Origin of the sequence: Algoriphagus vanfongensis DSM 17529 (genome assembly GCF_000429465.1) — a bacterium.
Classification (GTDB): domain Bacteria; phylum Bacteroidota; class Bacteroidia; order Cytophagales; family Cyclobacteriaceae; genus Algoriphagus; species Algoriphagus vanfongensis.
Map to the genome: position 1 here is coordinate 194,458 of NZ_KE386906.1, position 20,964 is coordinate 215,421.

Below are 20,964 nucleotides of genomic sequence, written 5' to 3' on the forward strand. Positions count from 1 at the left end.
TTTTGGGAATTGGCCATCTCGGTTATGGCAATTTGTATACAAAGGAAATAGCTAAGACGCTAAATTGTTTTAAGATTTGGGCTAAGCGGTCATATGAGCCAATAAGTGCCTACCGATCATGTAAAAAATAACAGATTAGTCTGATTTTCAAAGTCTTATTGGGGGCGTGTCGGTTTTGTGTCAATTATTGTCAGAATTGATGTTATTTTTATTGTCAATAGAGTGTTTATAAAAACAACATTTTATATTAGTGTCATAATCATCAAGGATATGGAACAGCAGGAAAAAATTAACGTCACAACGAAGCAATTGGCGTCAGGTAATTGTCAGGTGAAATTCACCGTGGAGAATAGTGCCGAGCAGCAATACGGATACTTGCTCATGTCTGAGCCTCGACCAGTCGGAGAAATCATCCAAGAAGTTCAGCGGAGATTGGAGCAAAGAAGAGCTGCTGCCAAGCGTATCAATCCTCTTTTTCCTCTCGCTCCAGCGCAAGATGATGCTGACTTTTATCTTTTTTCAGCATGAGTTTTTTAGCATCCAACCTTCGTTTTTTGCGCAAGCAAAAAGGCATCACCCAATCAGATCTGGCAGAGCAGCTGGATGTGCAGCGTACGATGATTTCTGCGTATGAAGATGGTAGATCCGAGCCGAAACTGACTACTCTGCTCAAGCTGTGTGATATTTTGGAAGTAGGGCTGGAGGAACTGATCGAGCATCCTATCGAACAGCTGGGGCGTAAGGCCGTCCAAAAGCGCAAGTTGAATATTCTCACTATTGCGACGAACGAAGAAGGGAAAGAAAATATCACCTTGGTGGGACAAAAAGCTTCAGCAGGATATCTCAATGGATTTGCAGATCCTGAGTACATGGATAAGCTTCCGCAGTTTCATCTCCCCAATTTGACTAGTCAGATGACCTACCGTGCCTTTGAGTTGGCTGGGGATTCCATGCTTCCGTTGGTTCCTGGTACTATTGTCATCGGCGGTTTTGTGGATCAGTTGAAATCCATTAAAAGTGGTCGGACCTATATCCTGGTGACCCAGACCGAAGGGGTAGTGTATAAGCGTGTGTTTAATTATCTACAGGAGAATGGAAAACTATTCTTGGTGTCAGATAATGATCATTACAAACCGTATGAGGTAAAAGGGGAGGACATATTGGAAGTATGGGAAGCAAAGGCATTTATCAGTACTGATTTCCCCAATCCTGGTGACAAGAAAAAACCGCTAAGTCTGGAGGACTTGGGTGAAATGATCAAGGATATTCAGGATGATCTGAGAAGACTAAAAAGCTAATCTCGGGTTAGTGTAATTTGATTGTAGGTGCCTAAGCTAGGGAAGTTTGCCCTTCCAGTCCAGGATGTACCTTTATTAGCGCTCGATAATTTAAATTCTCCTGATATTCCTAAAATAGAGTTGTAGTAGTCGGTATTCAGGGAGTTGCCATCTAGGTATCCGGAACCTCGCCCAATCTCCATATCAAACAAATTGTATTCTATAAAACTCACCTCCTCTGCTTCTTGTGTGAAAAAAAGAGATGATTGGTTTCCATCCTTGTCTTGTAAGAGCCAATAGCCAGAAATATCCATGAACTCATTTGTGTTGCCTGGGGGAGTGTATGGCGGAGGATCATTGGAAGGTTGAATTTCACTTTCAGAACCATCGACAATAGGTCGTGGTTCTGGCTCGTATCCAGCACCGCCATTCTCATAGTCATCTCCTGATCCCAGGTTTGCCAAGATCAAGAGAATTACAAATGCGCCCAGTATCCAGAGGTAGTTTTTTTCCAGCCAACTTTTTTGTTTACGTATGGGTGGAGTTGGCTGTGGCTTTGGTGGGGGCACTTCCTGATAGCCTATGATTTTTTTGAGTACTTCTGTAAGCTGCTCACAGTCGTATTTCCATCTCGAGCTGCTCAGCTCTTGCGCATGTCTGCGAGTCAGAGCCCGAAGATTTTCCGGTAATTGATCTGCTGTAGGCATGGATGCTCCATTGACCAAAACGGGAATGACCCGAATGTCTCTTTCCAGAGCAGCAGCGATTTCAATTCTGATGAAATCGTCCTCCTTAAATAATCTTGGGTTTCCTTCCGGATCTTTGATATTGGCCCAGTGAGGACCTATCATAGCGATAAGCACTTTGCATGAGTTCAAGGCTTTGTTGATTGCCTGAACAAAATCCAGACCTGCCTCGATCGTCTCTACATCTAAAAAAACACTGGAGTCTCCAAAGACTTCTTGCAAATGATCTACCAGACGGCCTGCTTCTCCCGAAGCATCTTGCCTTCTGTAACTCACAAAAATTTTGTTGTTGGACATAAAAAAACCTGATTTCTTCACTTAAATTTAAGGAAATCAGGTTCTTAAATGCAATAGCTAAAGAACTATCCTGCTAATAAATCTTCAAAGCCTTCTTGGATTTTTCCTACTGCGTCAAAACTCGGATCTATATTGACCACACCGGTGCCCAATTCATGCCAATAGCCATCGCCGCAGTCGATGTACGAACCTCTTTTATTTCCGGCTTTATCCTTAGCCAATTCGTAATGATAATCTGGAGTGAAAATTAGTTTCATCAATTGGATGGCATACTCCCAATTGATGGTTCTTTGCTGGCCATTGCTCTCAAAAATCACTTCCCGATTAGAAAATTTTACGGTGATAGAGCAGTCTTGAGTCTTTTCAGAGTCCACATTTCTGTAGAAAACCTGAAGTGGCGCCTCCTTTTGATTGCTCTCGTAGATGGCTTGAATGATATCCTGTGCCATGAGTTGCCACTCTTCCTGATTTGCCGGAGTCTTGTAGTCTTTTACTTTTCCCTGGTCCAAAATCCCGATTCGGATTCCTCCTTCATCTAGTGATTTTGCACTCCATTTGGAGCTGGACATGAGTTCCTGTACAGGTTTTGCCCACACGGCACTTAAAGGCCCGTGATAGCTATAGTCGTCATTGGTTGTGAATCCCTCATCTAGTATTTCCTGTTCTGTCAGATCTTCCCGATCAGTATAGTGGAGTTCTAGGATGGTCAGTAGTTTGCCATCCGACCAATCCAATGTCAGGTGAAAAACGTGGCTATAAGGAGGTGGTACTATGCCGGAGTCGTATTCGAGGACGATTCCTGTATGCTTGCTTTTTGAGGAAGTCATGCTGTGAAGTTTGGCACAAAAGTATATTTTTTCAGGCGATTAAGCATTTATTTTGCAATCAAAACAGATCCAATGGAGGATAAACTCGAACAGATCGCTGCTGGGATTTATGAGAAATCTTATGTGGTCATTGACAATTTCGTGGATGAAATTTTCAGAAAGGCACTTTTTGATGAGCAGACAGATTTGCTGGAAAAGGGCAAATTTCGTCAGGCTGCCATAGGTACAGGTGACCAAAAGCAAATACGAACTGAGATCCGAAGTGATGAGGTGCTCTGGATGGAGCCTGACAACCTCAGTCCATTGCAGGCTGAGTATTGGAACAGGGTCGATGAAATCCGTCACATGCTCAATCGCCGGTGTTTTTTGGGATTGAGGTCATTCGAAGGGCATTTTGCCCGCTATCCTATTGCGTCTTTCTATAAGAGACATTTGGATCAGTTTCATCAGGTTCCTTACCGCGAAGTGACCGTGATTCTCTATGTGAATGACAGTTGGACAGAGGCAGATGAGGGTGCTTTGAGAATGTATTTGCCTCAAGAAGATGGGGGTGAAAGGGTGGAAGACTATCTTCCTTTGCCTGGCCGGTTGGTGGTTTTTCTTAGTGGGGAAATTCCTCATGAGGTGTTGCCTACCCAAAAGGAGAGAAACAGTATCACTGGTTGGCTCCGGACGATTGATTAGCGGAGTTTGATGTGCACGTGTTTGTTTTGATTGACTTCCAGCAGAAAGCTGCAATTTTCAAATGTTGGAGCGGCAAAAGTAAGCTTGGGATTATTGGAAAAACCATATCGTTCTGAAGGAAATCCAAGCAAGTGTTTTTCCAATTCACCGTTATTGTCTTCGTCATGGAAAACAGAAACTGCATATTCTCCAGGTGGCAAGTCGTCGATGACAACTTTGGATTCTTTGTGCTGTATGGGAAGAGAGTAGGAAGCAACGGCGGACTGAACATGCTCTGGAAATCCAACAGCTTGATCAAATACCAGCAATCGGATCAGACCTTCATCTGATTTTGCATGGGTGATCATGATAGTCAAGGAGGCTTCGTTTTTACTTTGGCTAAAAGAAGCGAAGCTGATGAAAAGAGTTAAAATCCAAGTAAATATCATTGTGCACTAGCTAGTTTATTGATTTTGCCACTCGGCGTTTCTACAAATTTGCTACTAAAATTGATTTCTTTGGGCCTTTCGTAAGGATGAAAATTCAAATTTAGGAGTTCTTCGAGCCTGCCTTTTTGCATTTCAGAATGTCCTTCATTTTCAATCCATAGTGTGAGCATTTCTCCGAGTTTGGGATGGGTTTTTCCAATATAGAAATAGCGTGCTTCAGGAAATATCGCCTTTATTATTTTTTCAGCTTTGGATTCCAATTGTTCTGGATGAAGTTTGACTCCGCCAGAATTGATTACGAAATCAGCACGTCCTTTCCAGATGAATCGGTTCCGGTCCAAAATTTCCACGATGTCATTGGTTTGAATGGGATTGGGCCCACTCATGGGAGAAAGGATATTTAAGCAGCCTCGCTCATCGGTACCGATTTGGACTCCCGGTAAGGTCTCATAAGTGAGTGGGTTTTTATCTAATTTTCCCAGAGCAATATGAGATACAGTCTCAGTCATGCCGAAAGTCTGATAGGCCTTTATTTCGTTTTCAATCAATTTTTCCTTCAATGCAAACCCAACTGGAGCACCTCCCAAAATGGTGTTATTGATGGCTTTAATCTTCGCTAAGCTGTTTTCATTTGACAAAATGGCTTCCATTTGCAAAGGAACCAAAGCAAGAAAATCGGGAGATAAATTAGCGTCTAAATCACGAAGAGGGTTGGAAGTCGGCTCCTCGAGGATGATGGGGCAGTTCCAAACCATGGCCCGAACCAACATCATTTTTCCAGCGATATAAGCAGGATTGAGGCAGCAGAGTAGAGTAGTTTCAGAGTTGGTTTGGAAGAATTTGCCCGTAGCCTCTGCACTGGCGATCATTGCCTCACGGCTTATTTTGATGATTTTTGGAGTGCCAGTTGACCCTGAAGTTTGCTGGTCAAACTCCTGTCTTCCTGCTATCCAAGCATTACAAAAGCTCAAAGCTTCCTGAAGAAATCCAGGTTTTTCTTCGGAAGGACTGTCGACTCTTTCGGCGCCAGTAAAGACTCTATTGTTGTAAATTAGCTGAAACATAAAGTATTAGCTTTCTCGGGATAGCTTCGGTTTTGAAAAGCTAACAATTTCCATAGAAGCCTGTTATCTTGCAAGAAAATCTGATTTTAACCAAAAGGGAAATCATGGAGTGGATTACTGTCAAAGAATACGAAGATATCACTTATAAAAAATGCAATGGCGTCGCCCGAATTGCATTTAATCGTCCGGACGTGAGAAACGCTTTCCGTCCTAAAACTACTGCCGAGCTGTATGATGCGTTTTATGATGCGCAAGAAGATACATCAATAGGTGTCGTGTTGTTGAGTGGAGAAGGACCTTCATCTAAGGATGGAAAATGGGCTTTTTGCTCCGGAGGTGATCAAAAAGCGAGAGGACATCAAGGTTATGTAGGAGATGATGGTTACCATCGATTGAATATTCTAGAGGTGCAGCGCTTGATCCGATTTATGCCAAAAGTAGTGATAGCAGTCGTGCCTGGATGGGCTGTCGGAGGCGGACACAGCTTGCATGTAGTTTGTGATTTGACTTTGGCAAGTAAGGAACATGCAATATTCAAACAGACAGATGCAGATGTGACGAGTTTCGATGGTGGCTATGGGTCAGCCTATCTGGCTAAGATGGTTGGGCAGAAAAAAGCGAGAGAAATCTTCTTCTTAGGTAGAAATTATTCTGCTCAGGAAGCTTACGAAATGGGAATGGTCAATGCCGTGATCCCTCATGATGAACTGGAAGATACAGCCTATCAGTGGGCACAGGAGATTTTAGAAAAATCTCCGACATCTATCAAAATGCTCAAATTTGCGATGAACTTGACAGATGATGGGATGGTCGGTCAGCAGGTTTTTGCGGGAGAAGCTACTCGTCTAGCCTACATGACAGAAGAAGCGAAAGAAGGTAGAAATGCCTTTTTGGAGAAAAGAAAGCCGAATTTCAAGCATATCAAGTGGATACCGTAGTCTAGTATCTAGACTTTAGTATCAAGTATCAAGTATCAGGATTTGGTATAGATGAATCAAAAAAAACCGGAGTTGTTAGCGGCTCCGGTTTTTTTGTTTTAATCTTGAATCTTCCCGTGTTTTCGTAATCCGGGGCCTTCGGATTGGGTCAGTTTGTCTCCCATGTCTCCTCTGGCAATATTGGCCAAAGAGTCCATTTGTGCCATGATTTCGGGGAATTGATCTTTCACATCCGTACTTTCCGCAGGATCTTTTTCCAGATCATACAGCTCTGTTTTTTCGAAGTCCAAATACAGGTAGTTGACCGGGAAGCCGTCATTTCTCAATTCGGTTCCTTCTGGAATGATTCTATATCGATGTGGATAGACCACTTTCCACTTGCCATAGATCACCGCTTGCAACTCGTTTTGATTGTAATAAGCGTAGTAAGGCTTGTCGTCCATTTTTTCACCTTGAAGAAGCGGCCAGATATTCCTACCGTCGATTTTCAGATCGGGAAGATTGGATTCAGTCAAAGATGCGATAGTAGGGAATACATCGATCGTCATAGCTGCTTGATCCTGTACTTTTCCAGCTGGAATTTGTCCTGGCCAAGTAAAGATGGCAGGCACTCGGATACCTCCATCCAATGAGGTCCCTTTTCCAGCTCTCAACCCTCCGGTAGTCCCGGCATGACCTCCATAAGATAGCCAAGGTCCATTGTCAGATGTGAAAATGATCAGCGTGTTTTCCTCCAATCCCAATTCTTTCAGTTTGGCACGAACCTGTCCCACAGACCAGTCGATCTCCATCATCACATCACCGTACATGCCTTGCTCAGATTTTCCTTTGAATTTCTCTGAAACAAAAAGAGGCACATGAGGCATGGAATGCGCTAAATACAGGAAGAAAGGCTTTTCTTGATTTTCTTCAATAAAGCTGACAGCCTTCTCTGTGTACCAAGTGGTCAACTGGCTTTGGTCATCCAAAATCTGGATGACAGAATCGCCTTCATACAATGGAAGAGGAGGGTAGTAATTTTTTGTCTCCGGATGATGCGGCCACATGTCATTGGAATAGGGCAACCCGAAATAAGAATCAAATCCCTGCTTGCTTGGTAAAAATTCAGGCTGATGCCCCAAATGCCATTTTCCAACGATTCCAGTACTGTAGCCCTTCGTTTTCAGCATTTCTGCAATGGTGGTTTCTTCTGGATTGAGACCATGCTTGGCTGAGTGATCCAATGCACCGAAGATCTCCAATCGATTGGCATAAGCACCGGTCAAAAGGGCCGCACGCGAGGCAGAACAAACCGCATGAGGTACATAGAACTGAGTGAATTTGGTGCCGTCAGCTGCTAGCTGGTCCAGATTTGGAGTTTCCCAGCCCGTGGCTCCATAGCTTCCTAAGTCTCCATAGCCCATGTCATCGGCGAAGATGATCACGATATTCGGTGTTGTTGTTTTCTCGGAGATTTCTTCAGCTGGCTTGGATTGGCAGGCCAGAGCTCCCATCAAAATTCCTGAAAGAAGGAAATGGTTGATTTTCATTTGTTATTTTTTGGTAATCAATAATTCAGACTTAGTAACTTTTTTCCAGATCATTTTCCCAATTTTTTCTCCTTGGGTGATTCCTTCTTCGATGGCATCTCGAAAGTGGATTCCTCCATACAGTCTGGAAATCGCAGCTTCTTCGGAAGCTTGCAAAAATGAGGTAAATTCTCTTTCCGGCAAACCAAAATAGACTTCAGAATTGTCCACGAAGGCAAAATCATCTCCAAAGTAACCTGTAAGTATTACTGCGGAAGCCCGCGAAATCACTGAGTGACCGGAGGTGTATTCTGGAAAGGGAGGTGTCTGAAGCTGCGGCCTCCATCTCTGGTCCAGTTCTCGATTGATCACAGTTTCAGGGCGTATTCGGTCGGTTTTGTATTTTGTTTCCCAGCAGGAAATAAAGGCATCATGGAGCCCCATCGCTACCATGGCATGAATGTATGCAGTTTCGGCAAAGCTGATTTGAGCTTTTTCTGCCACTATTCCTGTGATCCCCATCCAGTGACCTCCAGGGGATATTTTTTTGACGCCGATGGCCATATGGCCCGAAAATTTGACCATAAAGGGATTGCAGTCCCAAAAATTGGCGATCAATCGCTGCTCATCCGTCAGGTTTTTGCCTGTTTCATAGACCTCAATCATTTGGGTATGAAATGAACTTCCCGGTGTGAGGTCGTAGGGAGCCATGGGATTGCCACTGTAGGCGTTCAATTCAGGAATAAAGAATGTCTTGATCGTCCGCCACTCAGGCTCGATGGCAGAAATATAGGCCGGTGGAGTGGGGTACCAGTTGCCTGGCCCTTCCTTGGGAGTATATCGAGTAAGAGCCGGCAGCTGGAGGTAGCCATCTGCTTTGGCCTGTGCCAATACTTTTTGGGCGATTTCATTGGCAAAAGCCAAATGATTTTCTACTTCTTTTTTCTTGATGATTTTGGATTTGATGGCAAAATCTATCCAAGCTTCTTTTTTCTCTTCCAGCAAATATCCGGATGGCATCAAACCCTGACCTACTGTCATGAGGGCATAAATGGCAGAAAATTCAGGAGAGGATAAGGAGATATTTGCATTGGCGGAAATTTCACCGATGAGGGAGTTTTGGTCCAAAGCCGGATATCGAAATGCTGCCCCTTGATTTTTCATGACCAAGTAGGACGCCAAATTAGAATAGGCATAGATTCTGGCGGCTACAGGTGGGCTGGCCACATCGGTGACCATCACTTTGGTGATATGAAAAAGTTCGTCCTTGTATATTTTAGGCCAATTCACCTCATCATTGGCCATCGCCAAACTGTTGGCAAAAGCCAAAAGAAATACGATAATCAGAGTCGATTTACTTTTCATTGCTTTGGTACAGTTCTAAAGCTTGTCCATGAATGCCAAAAAGCAGGAAGCTTTTTTGATTTACATGAAGTGGAAGGATGGACTTGATGTCTCCTTTGATTGCCATGCCGGTTTGGCTAGGAAGAAGAGGTTGAAACTGCCCTTTTCCATTTCCTTTAAGAATCAACCCGAGGCCTGCATCCATATTTCCGATTCGGATTCTGGTTTGACTTTGATTTCCTCCCAACAAAAGATCTACATGTCCATCATGATCAAAATCCTGAGTCAGGATCTGATAAATAGGGAAAGCTTGAGCCAATGCGGGAAGAGGGTGCGCTTTGAAGCCTTGCTCTGTATTTTCAAAGTAATAAGAATTAAGCGTGTTGGCTTCCAATACAAGGGCAGATTCCAAGTCTTTTTGATTGAATAAATCTTTCATTTGGGCATCGGCATAGGATTCATACGTGGTGAATTTGCTTCTCATGCCGACCATTTGATCCAGCAGCTCATCTCTGCTGGCGAATGGATAAGCCTGATCTCCCACAAAGCACTCCAGGATAGGATCGATCGATCCATTGCTGTCAAAATCCTTTGCGTATAATCTCAAGCGCTTGGACTCGCTGACTTCAAATTGTGAGTTTTGTCCAAAATTCCCTGCAATCAAATCCAGATCGCCATCTCCATCCATGTCTGCTTGGGCAAGTGAGGACCACCAGCCCGAAAGGTTTTCACTGAAATAACTTCCAGTTTGATTGCTGAAGCTTTTTCCATTTTCATTGATCCAAGCTGAAACAGGGAGGTATTCTCCCGCTAAAATCAAATCAGGGAAATTGTCTCCATTTAGATCTTGACTGATGGCAGCCGTGATCATTCCCAGTTTGCCTTCTTCAGGAAGAAAAGTGGATGATTGATCCGAGAAATTGCCTTTACCATCGTTGATCAGCACTTTACTGCTCGGACTCAATGGATATCGGCCTGGGATTACTTTTCCTCCCACAAATAAATCCAGAGCCCCATCTTGATTGATGTCCAAGGCTAAAGAAGGCCCTCCTGAGACAGCATATTTTGGGAAATTCTCCTGCAAGACTAAGTTGCCTTTTTGATCATTGAGGTACAATCTGTCCTGGAGTGACTCATCCGAACTCAGATAATCGTGATAGCCACCGCTGACGATGAAAAGATCGTCCCAACCGTCGCCATTGAAATCTGCAAAAATAGCTGATGCATCTGTGTATTCGTCCGAGGAAGTAAATCCGGTAAAGCTGGTCCAGTTTTGTCCATCAAAACTATAGATTTCACCTTTTTGCCCTTTGGCGCCTCCAATGAAAATCTCCGGGATTCCGTCTTGATTCAGATCAGAACTTACTAAAGCAGGGTTGATACTGCCCGGCATGGAAAGCATCAACGGCTGTCTTTTGAAATCATTGAACCTATTTTTATCAGGCACGAAGTCTGGGATAGATTTGCTTTTGGAAAAAAGTGTGGAAGATGTTTCAGGACTTCCGGTCTGCATTTTTGCCTCAGAATGCTGAAGTTTCAGGACTTGGTTTCCTGCAATTTGATGAAGTATCTGGCTAGCGCCGTCAGGCCAAGTGATTTGGAGAGAATCGACCAGAGTAGAATTTCCCAAACCAAATTGCATCCGTAAAGTACTGGAGGATTGGAAGCCTCGAACAGCTTGTTGTTCTTGTGCTTGCAATTTTTCGCCTAGATAGACTCGTACTTGAGTCCCGATCCCAAAACTGTTTCCAGTAGGACCTTGGAGCTGAATTTGAAGATAATTGCCTTTTGAAGTCGTGTTTTCGTAGATGCTTGCTGATTCATTCAGGTTGCTGACGATCAGATCCAAGTCTCCATCATTGTCCAAATCAGAATAAGCAGCTCCACTTGAAAATCCCTTTTTGTCAAAACCCCAAGTATTGGATTGATTCTGGAATTGGAGATTGCCTTGATTTTCGAAAAAGTAATTGTGGACCGGCGTGGATTCCATTGTGGTCACGAGGTGGAGAGTGTCTGCTTTTTCGTTGGCTACAGCCTGTTTGAAATAATAATCGCCTTTATACTTGAGGAAGTCTCTATTGGTATAGTCACGGTAATAGCCATTGGTGACAAAGAGGTCTTTGTTGCCATCGTTGGTGGCATCAAAAAACAAAGCTGACCAAGACCAATCTGTGTTGGAAATACCCGATAATTGCCCGAGCTCGGCAAACTGACCACTTCCTTGATTTACCTGAAGCATATTTCGCATGTTCTGATGATAAAAGCCCTGTTTGATCATCAATGCATATTGTTCGTAGTTTTCTGGTCCGTAGAGGAGCTTCTGCCTGCGATTGTCCTCAGGTAGCATGTCCAGGGTATAGATGTCTTTCAGTCCATCATTATTGATGTCAGCGATATCTGCTCCCATAGAAAAGTGGGAAATATGCTGAAAATGATCGGTCAGTTGATCCCTAAAAGTTCCGTCGCCTTGATTGATGTACAAATAATCTGGCTCGATGTAATCATTGGTTACCAATAGATCGGGCCAACCATCATCGTTGATGTCAGATGCGATCACTGCCAAACCAAAACCCAAGGCAGAGCCTTTGATCCCAGCTTGCTCACTGATGTCGACAAATTTCCCCCCATCATTTCTGAAGAGCTTGTCTCCTGCATAGGGATGCCTGATTTTTTTGACTTCGTCAAATTCCAACTCTGTGATGACCTGGATGTGGTGGTTGAGTAAAAACAGATCCAAGTCGCCGTCTCTGTCAAAGTCGAAGAATAATGCTTGGGTAGAATTGGCAGGGTCGTCTATCCCGTACTCAGCTGCTTTCTCTACAAATTTAAAGTTACCCTCATTGATCCAAAGCTCATTACGACGGCTGGCTTCATTGCCCTTGCCGGAGTAGGATACATAGATGTCCAACAGTCCGTCTGCATTGACATCAGCCATGCTGACACCGGTAGTCCACGAGTCTTTTCCGGCTATTCCGGCTGATTTGGTGATATCCTCAAACTTCAGATTTCCGAGATTCTTGTACAATTTATTAGAAACCATGTTTCCAGTAAAAAACACATCATCCAAGCCGTCTCCGTCTAAATCTCCTACAGCTACTCCGCCTCCATTATAAAAATATTCATAGCGAAGGATGTTGTTTTCGCTGTCCTCAGTGAGATTGTTTTTGAATGTTACTTTGGTTTTACCAGGTTTGAGTTCTTCGAATTTTGCCTCGAATTCAGTCTGTCCCATGCTTGGTAGAGTAGGCCCAACAAGCATGGAGGTGAAAATTCCAAGTTGGAAGATTCGACTGAATAATGAATTGAAAGTCATTTTTTAGAATTAACCAAGTCGGTTGATTACATCTTCGAAGAGCTGCTCATTCACTACCGCGACTCCGCCCATTAGTCCCACATCTTTACCAAGCTTATAGAGTGCCAATTCGGACTTTTCGCGAGATTTGGCCATGCTGTAGATATTCAGTGCTTGCTGAATAGGAGTGATGAGGTATTGACTGGCTTCAGCTACCGAGCCGCCGATAATGATCAGTTCGGGGTTCAGCACCTGAATGAGCATAGATATTCCACGTCCAAGATCCAATCCAGCTTCTGATAGGATGGTGATTGCTCTCTGATCACCAGCCAAGGCTGCTTCGACGACGATGCCCGGTTCCAGTTCGCCCTGATGATCTCGTACCATTCGTGCCAAGATACTGTCTTTGTCCAGTTGAATGGCATCTTCTGCCATTTTGACGATGGCGGTGCCGGATGCGACCGCTTCGAGACAGCCTTTTTTGCCACAAGTACAGGTGACGTCTCTTGATTCGAAAATAGGAGAGTGGGAAAACTCACCGGCGAAGCCTGATGCACCCCGGTAGATTTTACCATCTATTATGATCCCAAGACCTATTCCCCAGCCTACGAAAAGGCCCAATACATTCTTGTGATTATGATCTGAGCCGAATTTGAATTCTGCCAAAGTCATCGCTCTGGCATCATTCTCCATAAATATTTTCTTCTTAAATCGCTCCTGGAAATTTTCCAATAAGGTCTTTTTGCCAAAGCGGAAATAAGTATAATTTACCCCACCTACTGAATCAAGCAAGCCAGGCATGGAGATCCCGATGGCGATGATTTTCTCATTGGGGATGCCTGTGCTCTGGATGTATTTTTCCATGAGGTCACAGATTTTGTCAAAGGTGTCCTTCTCATTGTTGAGCGTGACTTTGTGGCTTTGTTTGGGATGGGCTATGGAATTGTTGCAGCTATAAAGTGCCAAATTCATGTTGAATTTGGATAGGTCAACCGATAGCACATAAAATGCATCTTCTGCCAATCTATAAAGATCGGGCTTTCTGCCTCCTTGTGATTCTGCACGGCCATGCTTGATGACTTCTCCCGAGGTCATTAGGTCACTGAGCAGGGAGTTGACTGTTGGTAGTGAAATGCCAACTTCATTACAGATTTCACTTGCGGTATTGGCCTCTTTGAGGTAGAGGTTTTTGATGATTTTTATTTTGTTCAGGTAGCTTTTGATTTCTACCACTCCGTCCATTTTCTCAATGACGGCATTTGGATCGATTAGATTCATTTAGTCACATTTGTTCCTGAATTAAAGGAATTTTTGTGTTTCAAAAAATACTTTCATAAAAAAATCAGAAAACAATCTTTAAATAAAAGATAAAAAGACAATTTATTTGATAAGGTGCGGCGATCTCCACAAGATTTGCAGGAATACTTTGGAGGTTTCAATAAAAAAAGTGGCCCGAAATCTCGGGCCACTCCTATTGTTCAATAAGGTCCGTAGCTCAATCACCCTTAAAATAAACTAATCAAGATTAAAAAATGGTCTAGCGGACTTGCTAAAACAACATGTTCAAGTTAAATACAATTATTTGAAATACAAATATTTGTGTTTAAAAATATTAAATACGGATTCCTGGACTAGTGGCAAATGAGGCTTTTGCTTTATTGTGAAATGCAAAATTGGGCGAACTATGCTGGGCTATTTTTTCAATTTTAAGCTTCGCTGTTCTCCATTTATACCTGTCCAACAGAAAAACAGGCTCGTTAATCGAAATTGTAAAAGGAGTAGCTTGCAACATTCGATTCAATTGGCTCGTCATCTTTGTAATTGATGAGATCTTCCAATCTTCCTGAGGAATTGAAATAGCGCCAAGGACCTTGCTTCATCCCGTCTTCCATGTTCCCTTCAGAAGCTTTTCTACCATTTTCATGGTAAAAAACCCAGATTCCATCCGATTTTCCATCTTTGTATCTGCCTTCAGACTCGATTTTACCATTGGTGTAATAGGTTATTCTTACTCCGTTTCCGTTGCTAAGCGAGCCTTTTTCCAATGTTTTCTCTCCAGAGTAAGAGTGATATTCACTGACATTTAGGAGGCGACCATTGTCCCAGATTTCTTCTTGAGTCAATTGTTTGTTGTCATAAAAAAGCCCCCAGATTCCATCTTCAAATCCCAGTTTGTATGCGCCAATAGATTTCAACTGACCGCCATCGTAATAGTAGACCCACTGGCCGTTTTCCATGCCTAATTCGTATTCTCCCTCAGCTATGAGAATTCCTATCTTGTTGAAATACTTCCAAAGCCCACTTTTCAGATCATTGCGGTACTCTCCGATAGAAAATAGAGTACCATCAGGAAAGAAACTTTTCCATAAGCCGCTCTTCATCCCGTTCTGATATTGACCCTGTACCGAAGGTGATCCATCATCGAAGTACTCTTCATATTTTCCGACTGGCACTCCCAACTCATAAGTTTTACGCTTTGACAAGACTTTGTTTGGGTAGTATTCTTCCCAAGTACCTATTGCAATTCCATTTTCATAAGACTCGATACGGGCAAGCCTTTTGTTTTCATAATAATATTTCCAGGTGCCGATCCGGTTGCCATTGGAGTCGTAGAATTCTTCGGCCTCGATGACTTTCGTCTCCGGGAAATATCGAACCCATTGTCCGACTTTTTTGCCGTTTTTATATTTTCCCTTTTCAAGTACGCTGTTGTACATGGAATAAGAAGTGGATTCTCCTTCCAGCTTGCCGTCTTTATAGGTGGATTCTTTGATGAGGTTTCCGTCTAGGTCATATTCTAGATAAGGTCCTTCTTCCTTACTTTTGACATAAAAAACCCGAGACTTGACTTCTCCATAAGGATAATAGGTGATCCATTGCCCCGATTTTTCTCCATTTTCAAATTGTCCTTCTCGATAGACTTGCGTAGGGTCGATGTAGTCAGGATTACCAGTTTTGCCATAGTATTCGATGAATTTGCCCACCAGAATACTGTCTTGGAAAATCAGCCTTCTTCTTAGGGCTCCATCTACATCATAGACTTTGGCCGGTCCAAATAATTTTCCGTTTCTATATTCTGCTTCTAGTTGGGTGGTTCCATCTTGAAAATTTGTTACCCAGGTTCCTTCTTTTTTGCCAAACTCATAAGTGCCAGACTGAAGCAATGTGTTGGTCTTTGGATTGATAAATTTCCATAAGCCTTGCCTTGCATTGTTGCTCATCACACCGGTAGCGACAATGGTCGAGTCAGTGTTATAGAGACTTACAAGTTGATTTTCTTGAGCTAAAAGTGGGGAACTGAAGAGTAGGAGAATAATGACTAATTTCCTCATATAGTTGGTGGTGAAGCTGGAATCAATCCAGAATCGAATATTGGGTCAGATGATTGCTATCTATTGTACGAACAATTGATTTTCCTGTTTAAAAATATATTAATTCTCTGGCAAAGCCAGAAATGCTTCTAGGGAAAGGATCACTTTTTTGATCTCTTCGGACCATAGGCGTAAAAGCTCAGCAGATTCAGAAGCAATGGGTAATTCTTTGAACCATTGTGAGTAGTTTAATTCTGCGGCGACAGCTTGGTTTTCAAAAAACATAGCTGGATAGTCCCAAGGAGAGAGAGTTTTACTCTTTTTGTAATGAGAATCTTCAGGTGCCCATCTTCGAAATTTCTCCTTGCCGCAGAGTAGCAGGAGATAGGCTCCTTTTCCATACCAATTGAGAATTCTGATATTCAGGCCTGTCTCAAAATCAAAATCCCGAATCAAATCCAACACCTGATAAGGCAAGCCATCTAGTTCATAGCCTTGACTGACTTTTTTGCCTTTCGAAGCATGATGCAGCAGTTGAAGTTTTTTATTGGGGAATTTGTTGCCTACTTCCCCGAGCAGGTTTTTTAACTGGCTTTTGAGTTTGTTTTGCTTACGAAAAAGCAATTCGTCCTTCCAGAGATCCAGATCCAGAGCATCCTTCATCTTACCAATAGAGCAAGGCGGAGGCCCATGTAAAGCCTGAACCAAAAGCTGCCAGGCAGACCAAATCACCCTCTTTTATTTTTCCTTGTTCCCAAGCTTCGCTGAGTGCTATAGGGATGGTGGCTGCGGTGGTGTTTCCCTTGTCCATGATGTTGTTGAACACCTTATCGTCCGGAAGTTCGAGCTTCTGCTGAATGTACTGGCTGATTCGCAGATTGGCTTGATGAGGAACAAGCAGGTCAATCGCTGATTTGTCTAGCTGGTTGTGGCTCAGTGCTTCTTCTATCACTTCCATAAATCTGACCACGGCATGCTTGAACACTGCATTTCCATTCATTTTCAAAAAGAAGCTTCCCGAGTTGATCAAATCGGGAGAAAGTCTGGTTTCACGACTGCTTCCTGGATCTTTGCAATACAATTCTTCGGCATAGGCTCCTTCTGAGTGGAGGTGTGTGGACAAAATCCCCTGATGATCAGCCTCTGCAGCACCAAGTACCACTGCTCCGGCTCCATCGGCGAATATGACAGAACTGGATCTTCCTTCATCACTTTTGTCCAAAGCGGAAGACTGGATTTCGGCTCCTACTACCAGCACCTTATTGTACATTCCGGTCTTTATGAATTGATCTGCGACAGAGAGTCCATAAATAAATCCAGAGCAAGCATTGCGGATATCGAGCGCTCCAATATTTCCGAAGTTCAATTCTCTTTGTAACAAAACTCCATTGCCGGGAATAAAATAATCCGGCGTAATGGTGGCAAAAACTATAAAGTCGATCTCATGAGCTTCTAACCCTGCTCTATCAAGGGCCATCACGGTAGCCTCTTTGGCCATGGAGGTGACAGTATCTTCACCTGGTGTAAACCAATGTCTGGATTGGATGCCTGTCCGCTCCACGATCCATTCATGATTGGTGTCCATCATTTCAGCCAGATCATCGTTCGTCACGACTTTGCTGGGTACATAGTGACCTACACCTAGGATTCTGGATTTTCTCATGGGTTATCGGGTTTTTCTGTAAAATTCACGTCGGCTTACTGCCAAATCACTTTTACAAAGATGGTTTTTCAGCCTTAATTACCCAAACAATGTATAATTCCCATGTTGATCCATGGGGGAAGTTTTGCGGAGTAAAGCGGGGCTGTCGTTATGGACTGAGTTGACAAGGGGAGATACCGTGAATCCTACCATTCGATCGGGGTCGTAAGGTTTTAGGATTTGGAGGAGGTCGTTTTCTGACGCATAGTTGTCCAGCCATTTTTTTTCATCAGACTTGTCCAAAATCACCGGCATGCGATCATGCACTTCGGAGACTACCTCATTGGGCGAAGTGGTCAAAATCAGAAATGTGTGTTCTGTTTCTCCCTTTACATTTTCATATTCATCCCAGATCCCTGCGAAAGCAAATGGCTCATCTTCGCGCAAGGTAAAGCGGTGAGGGATTTTGGTTTTTTTGCCCAATCGTTTCCATTCATAAAATCCATCTGCAGGAATTATACAGCGTCTGGATTTAAACGAGTTTTTGAAAGAAGCTTTTTCATGAACAGATTCCGCTTTGGCATTGATGAGTTTTTGGGCTACGGGTTTGTTTTTGCCAAAATCAGGGGTGATGCCCCAGTAGAAAAAAGAAAAACCTTTGGGGCTCTTAGAGGTAATGACCGGGACCAGCTGAGTGGGGGCGATGTTATATCTTGGCTTAAAGTCCGATAGCATTTCCGCTTGGAATCTCTCTTCCAAGTCGCTTTTACTTTTACTCAGTGAATATCTGCCGCACATAGTTTGGTATAATTTGCTGGAAGTTAGAGATCCATCCCAATAAATTCAAATGCTCGCTGCTCAGAATAATAAGGATCTTTGGTGTTTTTAGGAGAAAACCCAACATGGCCACCATATTCTGGAAATTCGAAATAGGTCTTTGGGAGCTTCTTTGCCAGATTTTCAGGGAAGCACTGAGGGCTTAGGAAGGGATCATTTTTGGCATTGAGCACCAGGGTAGGAACAGTGATTTTTTCCAAAAAATGAAGTGATGAGTTGACCTCGTAATATTCCTCCGCATCGCTAAATCCATGAAGTGGTCCAGTGTATTGATCGTCAAACTGGCTCAGGGTCTTGATATCCTTTAGAAAATGAACAGGAATCTGGTCCGGATGCGCCTCAGCTTTTTGGATGACTTTCTTTTTGAGAGTTTTTAGAAAACGCTTGGTGTAGAGAAGGTTTTCTGTTTCTGCGATTTTTTTGCTCGAGCTGGAAAGATGCAAGGGCACAGAGATCGCTACTCCTCTTTTGATTTGTGGTATTGAGTCTCCTTTTTCTCCCAGGTATTTCAAGGTGAGATTGCCACCTAGGCTAAAGCCGACTAGAGAGATGGCCTCATACTTTTCAAGAGCTTTCTGGACGACTAAGTCAAGATCATAGGTAGCCCCGGAATGATAAAAGATAGGTTGCTGGTTGAGCTCGTCGCTACAGCTTCTGAAGTTCCAGGTCAATACGTCATATCCATTTTGAAGGAACAGCTTGGCCATGCCGAGCATGTAGGGGCGAGAACTGTTCCCTTCCAATCCATGACTGATCAGGACCAGATGAGAGCCATTTTGACGATACCAGTCCAAGTCCAAAAAATCCTCGTCGGGTGTTTTTAATCGCTCACGTTGGGGAGCGGCTATAGTGACTTTCCGGAAAAGCGCCGGGTAAATTGTTTCTAAATGTCCATTAAACAGCCACTTAGGTCTTTGATAGGTCTTGGAGGTGACTAAAGGCATGAAATTGTCTCAGATTGCTGTGCAAATTGAACTGGGGAAAATACTAGTTTTAAATTTGAATAAAGACATTATAAAAACTATTTTTGGACACTTTAAAACGAACTAGCGCGCAATAACCTATGGCCGAAGTAATAAGAATGCCAAAAATGAGCGACACCATGGAAGAAGGGGTGATCGCTGCATGGTTGAAAAAAGTTGGAGATTCTGTGAAGCCCGGAGATATCCTGGCCGAAGTAGAAACTGACAAAGCCACCATGGAGCTGGAGTCCTACGAAGAAGGTGTCCTCTTACATATCGGAGTAAAAGAAAAAGATGCTGTTCCAGTGAATGGAATCATCGCAGTCATCGGAGAGAAAGGGGAAGACTTCAAGCATCTCCTCAGTGAAGATGGTGGAGCTTCTGAGTCCAAATCGGAAGAAGCACCGAAAGCTGAAGAGAAAAAAGAAGAAGCACCGAAAGCTGCTAAATCTGAAAAAATTGACACCTCCAATATCAATGCAACGGTGATCACCATGCCTAAGATGTCTGATACCATGCAGGAAGGTACGATTGCTGCTTGGTTGAAGAAAGTAGGGGATGATATCAAATCAGGTGAAATCATTGCAGAAGTTGAAACTGATAAGGCGACCATGGAATTGGAGTCTTACGAAGATGGTACTTTGCTTTATATCGGAGTGGAAGCTGGTGATAGTGTTCCTGTAGACGGAGTCATTGCTGTCATTGGTGAAAAGGGAGCTGATTTTGAGACTTTGCTGAAAGCTCAAGAACAGTCGTCTTCTGCAGAACCAGAAGCTGCAGCACCTGCTCCGGCTGAAAAACCTGCTGAAACAAAAGCTCCAGAAGCTCCAAAAGCTGCTCCTGCTGCTAGCACTTCTGCTCCAGTTCTTGCAGATGGTGAAAGAGTGAAAGCTTCTCCGCTTGCCAAAAAGATTGCTGAAGAAAAAGGAATTGACATTCGCCAAGTGGCCGGCTCCGGTGACAATGGTAGAATCGTCAAAAGAGATATCGAGAACTTTGTACCTGCTGCTGCACCAACTGCATCTGCGGCTGGAGGAGCTGTCATGCCGATGGTAGGACAGGAAAGCTTCAAAGAGGAGAAAGTTTCTCAAATGAGAAAAGTCATTGCGAAGAGATTGGCAGAAAGCAAATTCTCTGCTCCTCACTTCTATTTGACTATGGAGATCAACATGGACAAAGCGATCGAAGCTCGTAAGAGCATGAATGAGATCGCTCCAGTGAAGATTTCCTTCAACGATATGGTGATCAAAGCCGCTGCAGCTGCTTTGCGTCAGCATCCAAAAGTAAACTCCAGCTGGTTGGGCGATAAGATCAGATACAATGATCATATCCATATCGGTATGGCGGTAGCTGTAGAGGAAGGACTATTAGTACCTGTGATTCGTTTCGCAGACAGCAAGTCACTCTCTCAAATTTCCAACGAAGCAAAAACTTTGGGTGGAAAAGCCAAAACGAAAGAACTTCAGCCGAAAGATTGGGAAGGAAACACCTTTACCATCTCTAACTTGGGTATGTTCGGAATCGATGAATTCACTGCCATCATCAACCCACCTGATGCTTGTATCCTAGCTGTAGGCGGGATCAAGGAGACTGTGATCGTCAAGGATGGCCAGATGAAAGTCGGAAATGTCATGAAGGTGACGCTTTCCTGTGATCACCGAGTGGTGGATGGAGCTGTAGGCTCCGCATTCCTATTGACACTGAAAGGGCTACTGGAAGATCCAGTCAGAATCCTGATCTAATAAACTGCCAAAAAGTCCTGTTTCGACAGGACTTTTTGCTTTAGAACGGTTATTGGTAGCATGAT

Annotated in this window: 18 protein-coding genes; 5 read left to right on the top strand and 13 right to left on the bottom strand. The window is 43.4% G+C overall.

Features of this window, described 5'->3' with window-relative positions:
* Positions 1–270 precede the first annotated feature (270 nt).
* Both G460_RS0119710 and G460_RS0119715 read left to right on the top strand, forming a co-directional pair.
* Positions 271–528, top strand: a complete 258-nt coding sequence (locus tag G460_RS0119710; RefSeq protein ID WP_026956951.1) for a hypothetical protein — start codon at positions 271–273, stop codon at positions 526–528.
* Positions 525–1,298: an XRE family transcriptional regulator gene (locus G460_RS0119715; RefSeq protein ID WP_026956952.1), complete on the top strand. Its 774-nt coding sequence runs from the start codon at positions 525–527 to the stop codon at positions 1,296–1,298. Before G460_RS0119710 ends, G460_RS0119715 begins: the two co-directional genes overlap by 4 nt.
* Here the strand turns inward: G460_RS0119715 and G460_RS22775 are convergent.
* Positions 1,295–2,320: a toll/interleukin-1 receptor domain-containing protein gene (locus G460_RS22775; RefSeq protein WP_051316149.1), complete on the bottom strand. Its 1,026-nt coding sequence runs from the start codon at positions 2,318–2,320 to the stop codon at positions 1,295–1,297. The genes G460_RS0119715 and G460_RS22775 overlap by 4 nt on opposite strands.
* A 65-nt stretch (positions 2,321–2,385) precedes the next feature.
* Positions 2,386–3,147, bottom strand: a complete 762-nt coding sequence (locus tag G460_RS0119725) for a hypothetical protein (RefSeq protein ID WP_026956953.1) — start codon at positions 3,145–3,147, stop codon at positions 2,386–2,388.
* Between the two features lie 72 nt (positions 3,148–3,219).
* On the opposite strand from G460_RS0119725, the gene G460_RS0119730 reads away from it, so the two are divergent.
* The gene (locus G460_RS0119730; protein ID WP_026956954.1) at positions 3,220–3,831 is read left to right on the top strand and encodes a 2OG-Fe(II) oxygenase; all 612 of its coding nucleotides are present in this window, start codon (positions 3,220–3,222) and stop codon (positions 3,829–3,831) included.
* On the opposite strand, the gene G460_RS0119735 is transcribed toward G460_RS0119730, so the two are convergent.
* Positions 3,828–4,259 carry a DUF2141 domain-containing protein gene (locus tag G460_RS0119735; protein WP_026956955.1) on the bottom strand — a complete coding sequence of 144 codons (432 nt, stop codon included), beginning with the start codon at positions 4,257–4,259 and terminating at the stop codon, positions 3,828–3,830. The two genes, G460_RS0119730 and G460_RS0119735, sit on opposite strands and share 4 nt — an antisense overlap.
* Positions 4,256–5,323: an AMP-binding protein gene (locus G460_RS0119740; RefSeq protein ID WP_026956956.1), complete on the bottom strand. Its 1,068-nt coding sequence runs from the start codon at positions 5,321–5,323 to the stop codon at positions 4,256–4,258. The genes G460_RS0119735 and G460_RS0119740 overlap by 4 nt, the downstream gene beginning before the upstream one ends.
* 104 nt (positions 5,324–5,427) lie before the next feature.
* Here G460_RS0119740 and G460_RS0119745 point away from each other — a divergent pair, with 104 nt between their 5' ends.
* Complete coding sequence (locus tag G460_RS0119745) at positions 5,428–6,261, top strand: 1,4-dihydroxy-2-naphthoyl-CoA synthase (protein ID WP_026956957.1); 834 nt, start codon at positions 5,428–5,430, stop codon at positions 6,259–6,261.
* Positions 6,262–6,359: 98 nt separating this feature from the next.
* Here the strand turns inward: G460_RS0119745 and G460_RS0119750 are convergent, their stop codons facing one another.
* The 9 genes from G460_RS0119750 to G460_RS0119790 form a co-directional block, all read right to left on the bottom strand.
* The gene (locus G460_RS0119750; protein ID WP_026956958.1) at positions 6,360–7,790 is read right to left on the bottom strand and encodes a sulfatase family protein; all 1,431 of its coding nucleotides are present in this window, start codon (positions 7,788–7,790) and stop codon (positions 6,360–6,362) included.
* Positions 7,791–7,793: 3 nt separating this feature from the next.
* Complete coding sequence (locus G460_RS0119755) at positions 7,794–9,134, bottom strand: vanadium-dependent haloperoxidase (protein ID WP_026956959.1); 1,341 nt, start codon at positions 9,132–9,134, stop codon at positions 7,794–7,796.
* Entirely contained in the window at positions 9,124–12,345 is a 3,222-nt protein-coding gene (locus tag G460_RS0119760) for a VCBS repeat-containing protein (protein WP_245578769.1), read from the bottom strand. The genes G460_RS0119755 and G460_RS0119760 overlap by 11 nt, the downstream gene beginning before the upstream one ends.
* A 90-nt stretch (positions 12,346–12,435) precedes the next feature.
* Positions 12,436–13,683 (bottom strand): ROK family transcriptional regulator, encoded by a 1,248-nt coding sequence (locus tag G460_RS0119765; RefSeq protein ID WP_026956961.1) that lies wholly within the window; start codon positions 13,681–13,683, stop codon positions 12,436–12,438.
* A gap of 479 nt (positions 13,684–14,162) precedes the next feature.
* Positions 14,163–15,737: a toxin-antitoxin system YwqK family antitoxin gene (locus G460_RS0119770; RefSeq protein WP_026956962.1), complete on the bottom strand. Its 1,575-nt coding sequence runs from the start codon at positions 15,735–15,737 to the stop codon at positions 14,163–14,165.
* A 99-nt stretch (positions 15,738–15,836) separates the two neighbouring features.
* Positions 15,837–16,379 (bottom strand): hypothetical protein, encoded by a 543-nt coding sequence (locus G460_RS22780; protein WP_051316152.1) that lies wholly within the window; start codon positions 16,377–16,379, stop codon positions 15,837–15,839.
* Position 16,380: 1 nt separating this feature from the next.
* A complete protein-coding gene (locus G460_RS0119780; RefSeq protein WP_026956963.1) occupies positions 16,381–17,379 on the bottom strand; it encodes a 3-oxoacyl-ACP synthase III family protein in 999 nt (332 codons plus the stop codon).
* A gap of 78 nt (positions 17,380–17,457) precedes the next feature.
* On the bottom strand, positions 17,458–18,156 hold the full coding sequence (locus tag G460_RS0119785) for an SOS response-associated peptidase (RefSeq protein WP_026956964.1): 699 nt from the start codon (positions 18,154–18,156) through the stop codon (positions 17,458–17,460).
* Positions 18,157–18,179: 23 nt separating this feature from the next.
* Positions 18,180–19,139: a YheT family hydrolase gene (locus G460_RS0119790; RefSeq protein WP_026956965.1), complete on the bottom strand. Its 960-nt coding sequence runs from the start codon at positions 19,137–19,139 to the stop codon at positions 18,180–18,182.
* A gap of 119 nt (positions 19,140–19,258) precedes the next feature.
* Here G460_RS0119790 and G460_RS0119800 point away from each other — a divergent pair, with 119 nt between their 5' ends.
* Positions 19,259–20,899: a pyruvate dehydrogenase complex dihydrolipoamide acetyltransferase gene (locus G460_RS0119800; RefSeq protein ID WP_026956966.1), complete on the top strand. Its 1,641-nt coding sequence runs from the start codon at positions 19,259–19,261 to the stop codon at positions 20,897–20,899.
* Positions 20,900–20,964 lie beyond the last annotated feature (65 nt).

Excerpts from the sequence above, each read along its gene's own strand:
- G460_RS0119710 (WP_026956951.1), top strand. The coding sequence starts at position 271 with ATGGAACAGCAGGAAAAAATTAACGTCACAACGAAGCAATTGGCGTCA.
- G460_RS0119715 (WP_026956952.1), top strand. The coding sequence starts at position 525 with ATGAGTTTTTTAGCATCCAACCTTCGTTTTTTGCGCAAGCAAAAAGGC.
- G460_RS22775 (WP_051316149.1), bottom strand. The coding sequence starts at position 2,320 with ATGTCCAACAACAAAATTTTTGTGAGTTACAGAAGGCAAGATGCTTCG.
- G460_RS0119725 (WP_026956953.1), bottom strand. The coding sequence starts at position 3,147 with ATGACTTCCTCAAAAAGCAAGCATACAGGAATCGTCCTCGAATACGAC.
- G460_RS0119730 (WP_026956954.1), top strand. The coding sequence starts at position 3,220 with ATGGAGGATAAACTCGAACAGATCGCTGCTGGGATTTATGAGAAATCT.
- G460_RS0119735 (WP_026956955.1), bottom strand. The coding sequence starts at position 4,259 with ATGATATTTACTTGGATTTTAACTCTTTTCATCAGCTTCGCTTCTTTT.
- G460_RS0119740 (WP_026956956.1), bottom strand. The coding sequence starts at position 5,323 with ATGTTTCAGCTAATTTACAACAATAGAGTCTTTACTGGCGCCGAAAGA.
- G460_RS0119745 (WP_026956957.1), top strand. The coding sequence starts at position 5,428 with ATGGAGTGGATTACTGTCAAAGAATACGAAGATATCACTTATAAAAAA.
- G460_RS0119750 (WP_026956958.1), bottom strand. The coding sequence starts at position 7,790 with ATGAAAATCAACCATTTCCTTCTTTCAGGAATTTTGATGGGAGCTCTG.
- G460_RS0119755 (WP_026956959.1), bottom strand. The coding sequence starts at position 9,134 with ATGAAAAGTAAATCGACTCTGATTATCGTATTTCTTTTGGCTTTTGCC.
- G460_RS0119760 (WP_245578769.1), bottom strand. The coding sequence starts at position 12,345 with ATGGGACAGACTGAATTCGAGGCAAAATTCGAAGAACTCAAACCTGGT.
- G460_RS0119765 (WP_026956961.1), bottom strand. The coding sequence starts at position 13,683 with ATGAATCTAATCGATCCAAATGCCGTCATTGAGAAAATGGACGGAGTG.
- G460_RS0119770 (WP_026956962.1), bottom strand. The coding sequence starts at position 15,737 with ATGAGGAAATTAGTCATTATTCTCCTACTCTTCAGTTCCCCACTTTTA.
- G460_RS22780 (WP_051316152.1), bottom strand. The coding sequence starts at position 16,379 with ATGAAGGATGCTCTGGATCTGGATCTCTGGAAGGACGAATTGCTTTTT.
- G460_RS0119780 (WP_026956963.1), bottom strand. The coding sequence starts at position 17,379 with ATGAGAAAATCCAGAATCCTAGGTGTAGGTCACTATGTACCCAGCAAA.
- G460_RS0119785 (WP_026956964.1), bottom strand. The coding sequence starts at position 18,156 with ATGTGCGGCAGATATTCACTGAGTAAAAGTAAAAGCGACTTGGAAGAG.
- G460_RS0119790 (WP_026956965.1), bottom strand. The coding sequence starts at position 19,139 with ATGCCTTTAGTCACCTCCAAGACCTATCAAAGACCTAAGTGGCTGTTT.
- G460_RS0119800 (WP_026956966.1), top strand. The coding sequence starts at position 19,259 with ATGGCCGAAGTAATAAGAATGCCAAAAATGAGCGACACCATGGAAGAA.